The organism is Alphaproteobacteria bacterium (assembly GCA_040218575.1).
Lineage (GTDB): Bacteria > Pseudomonadota > Alphaproteobacteria > JAVJRE01 > JAVJRE01 > JAVJRE01.
The window spans coordinates 269,598-282,617 of sequence record JAVJRE010000002.1; the positions used below are offsets into that span (position 1 = coordinate 269,598).

Below are 13,020 nucleotides of genomic sequence, written 5' to 3' on the forward strand. Positions count from 1 at the left end.
GCCCGGACCGGGGTCCTGGCAGCGCTGCGCCGGCCGTTTCGCGTTTTTGTCCCTGTTTCAACCACGTCTTCCCCTCCCTGGCGGCAACGGCAAGCCGTCACGCCTGCGGATCACACCGGCCGGCAGCCCCCGGGAAGCGCAGGAGCCCCTTCGAAACACCAAGGTTTCAGGGGTATTCCCGCCAACTGTCCCGTGACCACACCCCGGTTTTGGGCGCGGAGTATAGGCAAAATGCCGCCAATCACAAGCGAGCGGCGGCGGCCCGGTCTGTGTGGCCTGTTCCGCGGGGGCCGATCCGTGGGGGGTCTTTTCGGGCGGGGCGGCGGGACGCTGTCAGGCGGTGGTGGCGAGTTTGGCCAGTTCGACGCGGGCGCGGAGATCAATGTCGTCCAGCAGAGCCTCCAGAGCCGGATCGGCCACCCGACCACGGGCGGATCGAATCTGTCGTGACAGGTCTTCCATCTGTCTCTGGCTGAGGCGGCCAAGCAGCAGGGCATGGCGAATGTCGTCCAGGCGGTCAAGCAGCACGTCCGCCCGGCCGACCGCCCGGCGCCGTGCTTCACTGGCGGCGTCAGGAACCTCCTGCAGGCTGAACAGAGGTGCGGTGGCGTGTACCGGGCGAGGCGCGTCGGTGACCGCCGGGCCGGCAGTTTCCTGCAAATGGCTGGCGAAGGCCCCGCCGGCGCCGGCACGAGCGCGGTCAGCCCGTCGCGGCGCAGGCGCACGGGCAGGAGCAGCGCCGTCAATCTTCATGGTGGATCACATGCTTCATGGAGCATCACAGCGCGTCTGACATCTCTCGCCGGCGCATCGGTGCGGCCGGCACCGGCAGTGCAATGCGTATCGCCCGTCATGACGGCGACACTGCGGTCCATACGCTTAACGGCCGGTAAAGATGCAGCCTCTGCCCGGCAGGGCTTGCCGGGCAGGACGGCGCGCCTGGCCACGCCGGCGCCCGCTCTTGCCGGTGCGCCAGGTGGTTTTCCTTTTTGCATCAGCATGTTGCGCCGACAAACGCAGCCAGGTCCCCCGTGGCACGGTTTTCGCATCACGAAGCGCAGACCCCTGCCCGAGGACCGACAGCCCGATGCCCCCACGCCAGTTTTCCAGCCGCTTGATCCGCCGCCTGACCACCGCCTGCGTGGCGGCGATCATGGCGATCATCCTGGCGCCTCAGCCAGTAGCGGCGCAGTCCCGCATCAAGGACATCGCCACCTTCGAAGGGGTGCGCGACAATTTGCTGGTGGGCTATGGCCTGGTGGTCGGCCTTAACGGCAGCGGCGACTCCCTGGGCTCCTCACCCTTCACCCAGCAAAGCCTGATTGGCATGCTGGAGCGCCTGGGCGTCAACACCCGCGATGCTGCAGCGGATCTCGATACGGACAATGTGGCGGCCGTGATCGTCACCGCTACTCTGCCGCCCTTCCAGCGCCAGGGAACACGCATTGATGTGACCGTCAGCACCCTTGGCGATGCCAAGAGCTTGCTGGGTGGCACCCTGCTGGTGACGCCGCTGCTTGGCGCCGATGGTGAGGTCTACGCCATCTCCCAGGGGCCGGTTACCGTCTCAGGCTTTGCCGCCGGCGGTGATTCAGGCTCTTCAGTGACCAAAGGCGTACCCACCACCGGCCGCATGGCAAACGGGGCGATCATCGAACGGGAGGTCGGGTTCTCGCTGGCCGGAATGACCAGCGTCAATATCAGCCTGCGCAACGCCGACCTCAGCACAGCACGGCGCATGGCCCAGGCGATCAACGGATTTCTCGGTCTGCCGGCAGCCCGTCCGCTGGACCCGGCGACCGTCGCCCTGCAGGTGCCGGCACGCTATGAGGGCGACACGGTTGCCCTGCTGACCGACATCGAACAATTGCGGGTCGAGTCCGATCAACTGGCCAGGGTGGTCATTGACGAACAGTCCGGCGTGATCGTCATGGGCGAAAATGTCCGGGTCAATCGGGTCGCCATCGCCCAGGGCAACCTGACCATCCGCATCAGCGAAAACCCGCAGGTATCACAGCCCAACGCCTTCTCAACCGGCGGCACCACGGTAACCGTGCCGCGCACAACCGTTGAGGTTGACGAAGACCAGGACGCGCGCATGGCGGTTCTGGAGCCCGGAATCAGCCTGAGTGATCTGGTCGCCGGCCTCAATGCGCTGGGGATCGGGCCGCGCGACCTGATCACCATCCTGCAGACCATCAAGGCGGCCGGCGCCCTGCAGGCGGAAATCGAGCTGCTGTAATGAGCGACCTGAGCGGACTGGCTGCCCTGACCCAGACACCGGACCTGGCGCCCGCCCCGGATGCGGCGGCGCGACGCCTGTCCCATCTGGTACGTGACGGCTCTGCCACGCCAGACACATTGCAGAACGCCGCGGAAGAATTCGAGGCGTTCTTCCTGTCACATGTCATGGAAAGCATGTTCGCCGGAATCAAGACCGACGGCGCCTTTGGCGGCGGCTTCGGCGAAGGCATTTACCGCTCGCTGCTGTTGCAGCGCTATGGCGAAACGATTGCCCAGCAAGGCGGCGTCGGCATCGCCGATTCCATCGTTCGCATGTTTCTGGACCAGCAGGAGGTCACATGACCACTACCCCCTACGGCCATACCCCAACCCAACAAGTAGAGTCGCTGATCGCTACGGCGAGCCGGCTGGTCGCCCTGCTGGAAGACGAATGCGGTCGCCTTCGTCAGATCGGCCCGAGAGACATCGTAGCGCTGCAGGAGGATAAGAGCGCGCTGATTCAGTCCTTCGAAAAGCAGTACCGGGCGTTGGAAGGCAATCCCACACTGTTGCAGGTGGTGGCGCCCGCCCTGCGCGCGGAGATGGAAAGCGCGATCACCCATTTTGCCCACGTAGCGGCGGCCAACGAGCGCGCCCTGCGGGCCGCCCGTGAATGCAACGACCGCCTGCTGCGGGCCATTGCCGACAGTGTCGTACGGCAGCAGCCCGGCGCCGACACCTATGACGCCGCCGGCATCGCCAGCCGACCCGCGCCGAAGGGTGCCAGCCGACCGGCCATGGCCATCAACGGACGTTACTAGAGCCCCACGCCAGCCAACCACAGCCACCGAACAAAGCCACCAACCGAAGCCATGTCGCTCTCCATCGCCATTTCGACCGCCCTCAGCGCGCTGCGTGTCAGCCAGACCGGGCTGCAGGTCACGTCGAACAACATCGCGAACGCCAACTCGCCGGGCTATTCCCGCAAGGTGGTCAACCGCGAACATGTGGTCGTCGCGGGCCTCGGTCAGGGCGTCGATATCGGCTCCATTACGCGCCAGGTTGACCGCTTCCTGCTGAACGACCTGCGCATCCAGGCATCCGGGCTGGGCCAGGCCAGCGTCGGCAACAACTATTTCAGCCTGATGCAGGAGATGTTCGGCCCCCCGGGCAGCGACGCCAATGTGAGCGCTACCATCAACTCGCTGTCCACGGCCATCGATGCGCTGTCGATCTCACCGGAGTCCGCAGGCCTGCGTCTGGACACGATCCAGGCCTCGATCAAGCTGGTGAACCAGCTCAACAATCTGTCGAGCAGCCTGCAGCAGCTTCGCCTGCAGGCCGACCAGGAGATCGCCACGGCAGTCAATACGGTCAACACGCAGCTTTCGATCATCGAAGAGATGAATGGCAAGATATCGACCAACCTGTCGCTGGGCCGTCCGGTGGGCGATCTGGAGGACGAACGGGACCGCGCGCTGGCCACCCTGTCTGAAAACATCGACATCACCTCCTATACCCGCGAAACCGGGGAAGTCATCGTCCTGCTTGGCAATGGCCGGCCCTTGAGCAACGGCGGCGCGGCGACACTGAGCTATGCCGGGGCCGTCGGCATGGACCCGGCGCTGCATTATGTGGCGCCGGGCGATCCTGACTATGTGGCGCTGAACGCCACCAACTATCCGTCAGGCGGCATTGCCGGCATCCTATTGGACAGCGCCGGCGAGATCCTGGACGCCACGCCGTTGATCTCCTCCGGTCGCATCCGTGGATTGCTGGACCTGCGCGATCAGTCGCTGCCCAACCTGAACGAAGAAATCGACGCCCTGGCCCGCGAGATCCGTGATGCCCTGAACGTGGTGCACAATGGCGGGTCCGGGCTGCCGGCGCCGGCAACGCTGACCGGCAGCCACACCTGGGCGTCAGGCATTGCCAGCTCCACCGGAACAATCAGGATCGCCGCCGTAGACGGCACCGGCACCCTGCAGGGGGATGCGCTGCACCTGGACCTGTCGGGCCTGACCTGGCCGGCGACGCTGGCCGACATCGCCAACGCCATTAACACAGCAGCCGGCACCGCCACGCCGGTGACCGCCAGCGTCGTCAACAACCGGCTGGTCCTAACAGCGGACACCACCGGTCACGGCGTCGCCATAAACCAGGGCAACAGCGCCATGGCCGGGACAGGCCGTGGATTCTCCGAGTATATGGGCCTCAACGATCTGTTCACGACTTCGACCGATATTCACATCATGACGGGAACCGTGGCACGAGCGGTGGTGGCACCGGGCGCACCGGCCGACCCCACCGGCACGACCACCATCACGGTTCAGGATGACGACGGGGCGACCGTCGGCACCCTGTCGCTTGATCTGGCCGATGCGGCATTCACCTATCCCGCGACCCTGGCCAGTTTCGCCGCAGCCATTACGTCCATCGCCAACGGTCAGGGGCTGCCGATCACGGCCGCCGCCAGCGGCACCAGCCTGGTCCTGCAGGCCAATGATTCCACCCACGCCATCACGCTGGGCAGCGAGTCCGTAACCATAGACGGCGCGAGCACAACGCTGGCCGCCTATTTCGGCCTGACCCCAACGCTGCGCGGGTCCGAGGCCGCGAACATCGCGCTGCGCAGCGATATCGAGACCAACCCGGCATTCTTCAGCCGCGGCCTGCTGGACACGGCGACCGCCCGCAGCACCGGACCGGCGCTGGCCGGCAGCGTGGTGCCAGGCGCCATCGCGGCGCCAACCGCCGGCACCCTGGAGCTAACGGTGACCAATGCGGACGGCACCGTCCAGGGCAACACCCTGAGCCTGGACCTGGTCAATGATATCACCTATCCGGCGACCCTGGCGAGCTATGTCAATGACATCAACACCGCGGCCGGCATACAGGGCGTAGCCATCACCGCCACGGTCAGCGGCACCGGCACACTGGTTCTGACCAGCAATGACAGCACACTGCACGTAGCTGTGGAGGAGCTGGGCGTTGATATGGACGGCGCCGGCCAATCCTTTGTCGCCGCGTTCGGTCTGCCACAAAACAGCGCCGGCGTTTCCGCCGGTGATGCCCGAAACGTCATCAGCCTGTCGCAGGCCTTTACCGGCAATCAGACTTTCGCGGGCGCCGGCGGTCTGGCCCCGATGCAGACCACACTGGCCGGCTATGGCAGCGCGATTGTTGCCCTGAACGCGGCCAACGCGGCCAACGCCATCGACGACCATGCGTTCCGCGACCTGTTGTTCGACAATACGGAGTACAAGGCATCGTCGGTCAGCGGCGTCAATGTGGATCAGGAGCTGGCCGAGATGATGATGCTGCAGAACGCCTACTCGGCCGCCGCCCGGGTCCTCAACACCGCGTCCGACATGCTGCGCATGTTGGCTGAACTGGCCGCATAGGCCGGAGGACAGGGACCATGACCAACGTCGGAACCTACGCCCAGCACCGCCTCGTTCTTGGCATCACCCAGGAAACCCAGTCGCGCATCTACGGCACCCAACAACAGATAGCCACCGGCAAGAAGTCGCAGACATTCTCCGGCATCGCCGACGAATCACGCCAGCTCGTCACGCTGCGCAACCTGGCCACGCGCGCCGACCGCTACATCGCCAACAATACCCTGGTGGACACACGGCTGCAGGTCATGGAAACCAGTACCGCCTCGCTGTTCGAGATCGCCTCCAACCTGCAGGTGTTGCTGGTCAACGGACTGAATGAAGGCAATGCCGACGCCCTCAATATTGCCGGGCAGGCCGACGCCATGCTGCAGGAGCTGCAGGGGCTTCTAAACGTCAGCCGCGAAGGGCGCTATCTGTTCTCCGGAAGCCGCACCGACACGCCGCCGGTGGATATTACCCAACTGCCCGATCAGACCGTTACGGCGACCCAGTATTCCATTCCCACCAGTGACGGCGATTCACTCGGCTACTACCAGGGTGATACGGAACGTGTGCGCTTGCGCGCCGACGACGATGTGACGGTCAGCTATGGCGTTGCGGCCAGCGAGCGCGGATTCGAACGCCTGACGCGGGCTCTGCACCTGGTCGCCACCGTGACGGACCCCAACACGGAGACGGCCAGACTCGAGGAAGCCTTGCGGGTGGTCAAACAGTCGATCGAAGACATTCCCGACATCCGGTCCAGCATCGGCAATGCCCGCAACCGCATCGGCGAAGCGACCGCCCGTCTGAATGACTATCTGCTGTACAGCGAACAGACCATCAGCGACATCGAGAATGTGGACGTGGCCGAAGCCGTCACACGCCTGAGCAACGATCAGGCGATCCTGCAGGCCAGCTACTACTCGCTGTCGGCGCTGTCCCGACTGACCATGCTTGAGTTCATCTGATCGCCAGGAAGGCACGACCCCAGGAAGGAGTAAGTCCTGTGTTGACCACTGCTGCCGCGACTTCCAGCCAGACCACGGCGCCTGCGAGCGCCTCTGCCGCTGCTGGCGAGACCGTTACAATCGAGACACGATTTGGCGCCATCGACTTTGATCGCGCGACAACCCTTACCCTGCCGCACGGCATGATGGGCTTCGCCGAGTTCCAGGAATATGGCCTGGCCAATCTTCCGGACCCGCGCCTGGCCGCATTCAAGCTCCTGCAATGCCTGAGCGAGCCCAGCCTGTCTTTCATCGTGGTCCATCAAAGCCCGGATGGCGCGCGGGTATCGCCCGGCGATCTGGAGGCGGCGTTCGATGCGTTGGGGGTCGCCAAGGCCGACCGCGCAACCTTGTATGCGGTGGCCGTGCGGCGAACCGGCGATCAGGTGGAAATGTCCATCAATCTGCGGGCACCCATTCTGATTGATACCCGCCGCCAGCTCGGCCGGCAGTACGTCCTGCCGAACAACGCCTATGCCGTGCGCCACCGGGTCGCCCAGCCGGACTTCCCCACCGGCCAGGCCACCGGCGCCGAACAGAACAAGGCCTGAGGGTGGATCGGGCCCGACGGCTTAAGCGACGGTTAACCATGCGCCGCGAGACTGTCGGGGCAATAGCCGTGGGGCGACCGGCCGCGCGGCCGCCGTTCCGCCAAATGACAGGAGACCAGGCGTGAGCAGTGAGCTGGAAGGTCTTGAGGTCGTCATCCTGTGTGGCGGCCTTGGTACGCGCCTGCGGGAGGAAACCGAGTTCAAGCCGAAGCCCATGGTGACTATCGGCGGCCGACCGATCCTGTGGCACATCATGAAGCATTATCACCAGTTCATGGTGCGCAATTTCGTGCTGTGCCTGGGCTATCGCGGCGATGTCATCCGCGACTATTTCCTCAACTACCGCCTGAACAACTGTGACTTTGCCGTGGATTTCAACCAGGAGACGGTATCGGTCCTGTCCGACCGGTCGCTGGAGGACTGGCGCGTCGTACTGGCCGAGACAGGCGCCGACAGCCTGACAGCGACCCGCATCCGGCGGGCCATGCGCTATGTGGAGGGTGATCGCTTTCTGGCCACCTATGGCGACGGCGTGTCGGATGTGGATCTGGAAGCCCTGCTGGCCCACCACAAGAAAACAGGCAAGCTGGCTACGGTCACGGCGGTTCATCCGTCGTCGCGCTTTGGCGAGCTGGAGCTGCACGGCGACGTTGTGCACAGCTTTGCCGAAAAGCCACAGACGGCTGACGGCTGGATCAATGGCGGGTTCTTCGTTTTCGAGCGCGACGCTTTCGACATAGTCCGGACCGAAGCCAATATGAGCCTGGAACAGGGCGTATTGGAACGCCTGGCGAAAGCCGGCGAGCTGGCGGTCTACCGCCATCACGGCTTCTGGCAGTGCATGGACACGGTGCGCGAAATGCAGCTGCTGGAAGATCTATGGCGGGAAGATCGCGCGCCATGGCACACGTGGAAGCCATGTCGCCTGTCCGCCTGATTGCGCCCATGACCAGCGCCGAGTTCTGGCGCGGCCGCCGGGTCTTCATGACCGGTCATACCGGCTTCATCGGTGGCTGGCTTGCCCTGGCCCTATGGACGCGTGGCGCCCATGTGGTCGGCTATGCCCTGCCGCCGATGACACGGCCATCGCTGTTCGAAGCCATTGGCCTGCGCGACCTGGTGGAGACGGAGTTCGCTGACGTTCGCGATGCAGCCGCGCTCAGGCGCAGCCTGGAAGAATGCAGCCCCAGCGTGGTTTTTCATCTGGCCGCGCAACCGCTGGTGCGCGAGGCCCATTCCCACCCCCTCACCACTTTCCAGACCAACGTCATGGGGACCGCCAACCTGCTGGACGCTGTGCGCAGTGTTCGCGACGTGCAGGCAGCGGTGGTGATGACCACCGACAAGGTCTACGCCAACCACGAATGGGCCTGGCCCTACCGTGAAGCGGATGCTCTGGGCGGTCACGAGCCCTATGGCGCCAGCAAGGCGGCAGCGGAAATGGCCGTCGCCGCGTGGAACGGCGCCTATTTCGCCAACGGAGGCCCGGCAGTTGTGACCGTGCGGGCCGGCAATGTGATCGGCGGCGGCGACTGGAGCAGCGACCGTGTGGTGCCCGACGCCATTCGCGCCTTTGCCGCCGGTGAGCCCCTGATCCTGCGTAATCCGGAGGCGGTGCGCCCCTGGCAGCATGTGATGGAGCCGGTGGGCGGGCTGATCCGGCTGGCCGAACACCTGGTCCGCCACGGCGCCACCGCCGCCCCGGCCTATAACTTCGGGCCCCCGTCCGACGCGGTGGTTGCGGTACGCGACCTGGCCGACCACCTGGCCGCCGCCTGGGGCGGCAACGCCCGCTGGGCACATCAGCCAAGCGGCCATCCGGCACGGGAGTCCAACCTTCTGGCCCTGGACTCCAGCCTGGCCAGAACCGACCTGGGCTGGCGTCCGGCGTGGAGCCTGGCCACCACCATCAACAAAACCGCCGAATGGTACCGCCAGCATGAGGCTGGCGCGGCCATGCGCACCATGACCTTGCAGCAGATGGAGACCTATGAAGATGAAAGCCATGGGCGCAACCGCAGCAGCGACGAAACCGACAGCAGGATCCGGCACATCGCCTGAACACCGGCAGGCGCCGCTGTGTCGCTCGTGCGGTGCGCGGCTGAAGACGTCATTCATCGACCTTGGCTTCATGCCGCCATCGAACGCCTATCGCACAATTGACGACCTGAACCGGGCGGAGATGTATCTGCCGCTGCGGTCGTGGGTGTGTGACGCCTGCCTCATGGTCCAACTCGAGGACTTCTCCACACCGGAAGCCATCTTCAGCGACTACGCCTACTTCTCATCCTATTCCGACAGTTGGCTGCGCCACGCGCGCGCCTTTGCTGAAACCGTGAGCCGCCGGTTTGAGCTGGACGCACGTACACGCGTTGTGGAGATCGCCAGCAATGACGGCTATCTGCTGCAATACTTTCAGGCACGCAATGTTCCGGTTCTGGGTATTGAACCGGCACGTAATGTGGCGCGGGTTGCGGAGGTCAAAGGAATCCCCACGCGGTCGATGTTCTTCGGCGAGGCCACCGCGGCGGCACTGACCGACGAAGGCCTGAAAGCAGACCTGCTGGTGGCCAATAACGTGCTGGCCCACGTTCCGGACATCAACGATTTCGTTGCCGGCGCCAAGCGCATCCTCAAACAGGCCGGTGTATGGACCATCGAGTTCCCGCATCTGGTCAATCTGCTGGAAGAGACCCAGTTCGACACCATCTATCACGAGCATTTCTCATACCTGTCGCTGGCCAGCGTGGCGCCGTTGATGGCCCGTCACGGACTGACCGTCTTCGATGTGGAGCAACTGCCGACCCACGGCGGCTCGCTGCGGCTTTATATCCAGCATGCGGACGGCCCGCACGTCACGTCGGTCAATGTGGCGCGCCTCAATGTGGAGGAATCCGCCGCCGGCATCGACACGCTGGACACGTATCGTGCTTTCGGCCCGCGCGTCGCCCGTATCAAGCGCGATCTTCTGACCTTTCTCATCGAGCAGCAGGCGGCCGGGGTCAGCGTCGCGGCCTATGGTGCACCAGCCAAGGGGAACACCTTGCTGAACCACTGCGGCATCACGCCGGATCTGCTGCCATTCACCGTTGACCGCTCCATCGCCAAGCAGCAGCACTTCATGCCCGGCAGCCACATACCGATCTATGGACCTGAGGCCATTGCCGAGCACAAGCCGGACTATGTGCTCATTCTGCCGTGGAATTTGCGTGGCGAAATCATGGAACAGATGACCGATATCCGCTCATGGGGAGGACGCTTCGTCACCGCCATACCGGACCTCAAGATCTGGCCATGAACTTCCTGCGCACCCCACTGGACGGCGTCTATGTGGTCGAACCCGCCCGCATCGAGGACGAACGAGGATTCTTCGCCCGCAGCTGGTGCAAGCGTGAGTTCGCCGAGCACGGCCTGGAGGCCGGGCTGGCGCAGTGCAGTATTTCGTTCAACCGGCGGGCCGGCACCCTGCGCGGTCTGCATTTCCAGGCCGAGCCCTTTGCCGAGACCAAGCTTGTGCGCTGCACGCGGGGCGCCATCTGGGACGTGGTCGTGGACCTTAGATGGAGCAGCCCGACCTACGGGCACTGGACGGCCGCGGAGCTGTCAGCCGACAACCGCCGCATGACCTATATCCCGCCGGGATTCGCCCATGGCTTTCAGACCCTGGCAGATGACAGCGAAGTCTTCTACCAGATCAGTGAATTCCACGAACCGGAGGCTTCGCGCGGCATTCGTTGGGACGACGGGCTTCTGGCCATTGACTGGCCGACGCCGCCAGGTGGCGGAGACCGCATTATTTCGGAGAAGGACCGCGCCCTGCCAGGCTTCGCGGAAGGACAGACGCCGCGCGCCGTGCTGCACCCCACCCGGCGCAGCAAGGAACCGGTTACCGGCTGAAGCCGTTCAGGCCGCCCGCACGACCTTGCCGGCAATCGAGGCACGCAGTCGGGCCGTCACATAGTCGATATCGTCATCGTTAAGGCACAGCGCGCTTGGCAGATTGATACCATGGGCGCCGAGACGATAGCTGACCGGATTGCGGCCCGGCCCGCTGGCGGCATCCGGCAGATGAGCGAAGGCCGGCAGGCTGCTCAATGGATGAAAGAACGGCCGGCTGTCTATGCCATCGGCGTCGAGCGCCGCCATCAGCGCCCGGCTGTCCAGGCCCAGCGCCGGGTCAAGCACCGCGGTCACCATCCAGTAGCTATTGGTGGTGCCGGCCGGCTCTGCATTAAGAGTGAGCCCGGATACGCCGGACAGTCGCTCCGCATAGCTCCGGAAAATGGCGCGTTTGGCGGCTACCAGCTCGCCGGCCCGCTCCACCTGGCCGAGGCCGAACGCGGCCTGGAACGCGCTCATCTTGTACTTGAACGCCACTTCCCCATTGTAGAAGAAGCGGTCGCCCGGCGGTCGGCCATGATCGCGCAGCACCGCCATGCGGTCCATCAGCGACCCGTCATCGCTGACGACCATGCCGCCTTCCCCGGTTGTCATGGTCTTGGACCCATGAAAACTGAACACGCCGACCCGTCCCAGACGGCCGGCGGAACGCCCGCGATAAGTACTGCCAAAGGCTTCCGCCGCATCCTCTATGAGAGCAATGCCGTGCCGCGCCGTGACAGCGACCAGGGCATCCATGTCCGGCATTGAGCCATAGAGATCGACGGCAATGACCGCTTTTGTACGCGGCGTGATGGCCGCCTGCACAGCCGCCGGATCAAGACACCAGGTCAGCGGATCCACATCGACGAAGACCGGCCGCGCGCCCACATAGGTGACCGGCGCCGCCGAGGCGATCCAGGTGGCATCAGGCAGAATGACTTCGTCGCCGGCGCCAATCTGCAATGCCGCCAAGGCCAGATGCAGTCCCGAAGTCGCCGACGGCAGGGCCATGGCGCGCGAGACGCCGATGCAGTCGGCAAAAGCCTGTTCGAACCGCCTGACATAGTCCCCCGCCCGGTCGTACCAGGCGGTGCGGGCGGCATCGCTGACATAGGCGATTTCGCGTTCGCTGACCGACGGGCCGGCCACCGGGATACGGCGGCCGGACGGCGGCATACATAGGGGCGGCGAGGACATGGGCGGCGAGGTCAGGCTCTGACGCAGCGCAGATAGCCCTCATGGGCCACGGTGATCTGCAGCTTGTCATGGACTTCCCGGTCGGTCTCAAAGCGATCGGTGGTCTTCAGGAAGTCACGCAGAGCGGTCTTGGGGTTATCGCCCAGTCCCCACGGTCGATCGGGGAAGAAGTCGGCGGGCATGTCCTCGACACAGGTATCCATGACGATCAGATAGCTGTCCCGGGTCACCAGCGGGGCATAGAGGTCCAGCTCCCGCCGTACATGGTCGTGGGTATGCAGGGAATCCAGAATGACCAGAACCCGTTCGGCTTTGGCCGCCGCGGCGCGAACCTGCTGCATGATGCGGTCGTCCACCGATGACCCTTCCAGCAGATCAATACGACGAGCCAGCGGGTGGCTTTCGATGGCCTGGCGATTGTGCGGCCGGATATCCACATCGATGCCGAGCACCCGGCCAGGACCGCCGATGAGCTCCAGAATCGAGGCGTGCAGGACGAGCGAGCCACCACGGGCGATACCGGTTTCGATCACCAGATCGGGGCGGGTTTGCCAGAGGATTTCCTGCATGGCGACAATGTCCTGCGGAAACTGAATGACCGGCAGGCCGAGCCAGGTGAAGTGATAGGAGTATTTGTGCCGGGACACCGCATCAAACCACTGGCGAGTCAGACCGGTGACCGCGGGATCGGCTCCCATGGCAGCGATGTCGCGACGGTTTGCAGCGGCGAAGGCGGCAGAATCGTCTCCTGACGGAGCAGGCGTCTTCACGGTG

The 13,020-nt window shown here is 64.7% G+C and carries 13 protein-coding genes; 10 read left to right on the forward strand and 3 right to left on the reverse strand.

Annotated features, from left to right (window positions below; genetic code table 11):
* Positions 1–333: 333 nt before the first annotated feature.
* Entirely contained in the window at positions 334–753 is a 420-nt protein-coding gene (locus tag RIE31_02870) for a flagellar assembly protein FliX (protein ID MEQ8639544.1), read from the reverse strand.
* Positions 754–1,087: 334 nt separating this feature from the next.
* Here RIE31_02870 and RIE31_02875 point away from each other — a divergent pair, with 334 nt between their 5' ends.
* The 10 genes from RIE31_02875 (at position 1,088) to rfbC (ending at position 11,064) form a co-directional block, all read left to right on the forward strand.
* Positions 1,088–2,242 (forward strand): flagellar basal body P-ring protein FlgI, encoded by a 1,155-nt coding sequence (locus RIE31_02875; protein MEQ8639545.1) that lies wholly within the window; start codon positions 1,088–1,090, stop codon positions 2,240–2,242.
* Positions 2,242–2,586, forward strand: a complete 345-nt coding sequence (locus tag RIE31_02880; protein ID MEQ8639546.1) for a rod-binding protein — start codon at positions 2,242–2,244, stop codon at positions 2,584–2,586. The genes RIE31_02875 and RIE31_02880 overlap by 1 nt, the downstream gene beginning before the upstream one ends.
* Positions 2,583–3,044: a hypothetical protein gene (locus RIE31_02885; protein MEQ8639547.1), complete on the forward strand. Its 462-nt coding sequence runs from the start codon at positions 2,583–2,585 to the stop codon at positions 3,042–3,044. The genes RIE31_02880 and RIE31_02885 overlap by 4 nt, the downstream gene beginning before the upstream one ends.
* Before the next feature lie 51 nt (positions 3,045–3,095).
* Positions 3,096–5,627, forward strand: coding sequence for a flagellar hook-associated protein FlgK (gene flgK / locus RIE31_02890; GenBank protein MEQ8639548.1), 2,532 nt, complete (start codon positions 3,096–3,098; stop codon positions 5,625–5,627).
* 17 nt (positions 5,628–5,644) lie between these two features.
* On the forward strand, positions 5,645–6,577 hold the full coding sequence (locus RIE31_02895) for a flagellin (protein MEQ8639549.1): 933 nt from the start codon (positions 5,645–5,647) through the stop codon (positions 6,575–6,577).
* Between the two features lie 41 nt (positions 6,578–6,618).
* A complete protein-coding gene (locus tag RIE31_02900) occupies positions 6,619–7,167 on the forward strand; it encodes a flagellar assembly protein FliW (GenBank protein MEQ8639550.1) in 549 nt (182 codons plus the stop codon).
* A 121-nt stretch (positions 7,168–7,288) separates the two neighbouring features.
* A complete protein-coding gene (gene rfbF, locus RIE31_02905; GenBank protein ID MEQ8639551.1) occupies positions 7,289–8,104 on the forward strand; it encodes a glucose-1-phosphate cytidylyltransferase in 816 nt (271 codons plus the stop codon).
* On the forward strand, positions 8,068–9,228 hold the full coding sequence (gene rfbG, locus RIE31_02910) for a CDP-glucose 4,6-dehydratase (protein ID MEQ8639552.1): 1,161 nt from the start codon (positions 8,068–8,070) through the stop codon (positions 9,226–9,228). The genes rfbF and rfbG overlap by 37 nt, the downstream gene beginning before the upstream one ends.
* Entirely contained in the window at positions 9,158–10,465 is a 1,308-nt protein-coding gene (locus RIE31_02915; GenBank protein MEQ8639553.1) for a class I SAM-dependent methyltransferase, read from the forward strand. The genes rfbG and RIE31_02915 overlap by 71 nt, the downstream gene beginning before the upstream one ends.
* Complete coding sequence (gene rfbC, locus RIE31_02920) at positions 10,462–11,064, forward strand: dTDP-4-dehydrorhamnose 3,5-epimerase (GenBank protein ID MEQ8639554.1); 603 nt, start codon at positions 10,462–10,464, stop codon at positions 11,062–11,064. The genes RIE31_02915 and rfbC overlap by 4 nt, the downstream gene beginning before the upstream one ends.
* 6 nt (positions 11,065–11,070) lie before the next feature.
* Here the strand turns inward: rfbC and RIE31_02925 are convergent, their stop codons facing one another.
* A complete protein-coding gene (locus RIE31_02925; GenBank protein ID MEQ8639555.1) occupies positions 11,071–12,246 on the reverse strand; it encodes a DegT/DnrJ/EryC1/StrS family aminotransferase in 1,176 nt (391 codons plus the stop codon).
* Positions 12,247–12,257: 11 nt separating this feature from the next.
* Positions 12,258–12,944 carry a cephalosporin hydroxylase family protein gene (locus RIE31_02930; GenBank protein ID MEQ8639556.1) on the reverse strand — a complete coding sequence of 229 codons (687 nt, stop codon included), beginning with the start codon at positions 12,942–12,944 and terminating at the stop codon, positions 12,258–12,260.
* Positions 12,945–13,020 lie beyond the last annotated feature (76 nt).